At 44.7% G+C, this 1104-nt stretch carries 1 protein-coding gene and 1 pseudogene; one reads left to right on the forward strand and one right to left on the reverse strand.

The window, feature by feature from the left end; translation table 11 throughout:
- Positions 1–578, reverse strand: a pseudogene (locus AB1L17_RS31365) (hypothetical protein); the annotation flags it as partial.
- 137 nt (positions 579–715) lie between these two features.
- Here AB1L17_RS31365 and AB1L17_RS31370 point away from each other — a divergent pair.
- Positions 716–1104: glycosyltransferase family 2 protein (locus tag AB1L17_RS31370; protein WP_412848829.1), on the forward strand; the 389-nt coding region annotated here is incomplete at its 3' end.

A 1104-nucleotide genomic window follows, 5' to 3' on the forward strand; every position in this document is an offset into this window, starting at 1 on the left:
ACAACCAGGCAGACTTGCTCCTGAGTTGTGAATTCTTCCTGATAGGCCTGCAGGAGAATATCGAAACCCTTTCTTCCGATTGTTCCGCCGACATACAAGAATCGAAACACGGATTCATCCGAAAATATACAGGGCTGATTATCTGGATGATAAATCCTTTCATCGACGCCAAGCGGAATCACCCTGATTTTCTCTTCCGGCAGGCCGCATTTTACATAGCATTCTTTGTTGTAATGGCTGTATACCCAAATTTCGTCCATATCGTATTTCATTGGAATATACCAGGACGCAGGGATGGCACCGAATTCCCAAGGGATCATGGAAATCCAGAATTTGCCTCTGGCGGGGCGAGTCATTCTTGGGGGCCATTGGTGTGAAACAAAGACACCTCCCTGTATTTCCTCACCTTCTTTTTCTTTCTCTGCTGCGATGGAATTGTCCGAATTCCGACCCGGTGTATAAGGACAGAAATCGAAACGGGAATATTTCGAGAGAAGGTTGCTAATATTGCGATTCACCTTTGCCAAACTGTGTATTTCTGCAAACGAACCTTCCCAGATGAGTTTGGATTTACTCAATGTACGTTCACCTCATTATCCCGGAACTAAATATTCTATACGATCATTGTATGGAGAAGATGTATCTTTGGTTCAGAAAGCACCCTGCAAACTGTCCCGTCATATGCTACAGAAAAAGGAGGGAAGAACTCTAGAACATGACCAGACTTTCTTTATGCATGATTGTCAAAAACGAAGGAAATTGTATTGAACGATGCCTGAATAGCGTAAAACATGCGGTAGATGAAATGATTATCGTCGACACTGGATCGTCCGACGATACGATCAATATTTGTCGTTCCGCGGGCGCCTCTGTATTTTCGTATGAATGGAATGACGATTTTGCTTCCGCGCGCAATTACGGATTAGAACGGGCAACGGGCGACTGGATTATATGGTTGGATGCAGATGAGGAGGTAGACGAAGCCGATGCGGTTAAACTGAAAGAATTGCTGCCTGACACAGAGGCGGACTTGTTCTCCATACAGTTGATCAATTATTGCGGCAAGCAAGTTGACGATTATCACGTCTTGCAAATGGCGCATCC

The sequence above is a fragment of the Brevibacillus jepli genome, from assembly GCF_047229145.1.
GTDB lineage: Bacteria > Bacillota > Bacilli > Brevibacillales > Brevibacillaceae > Brevibacillus.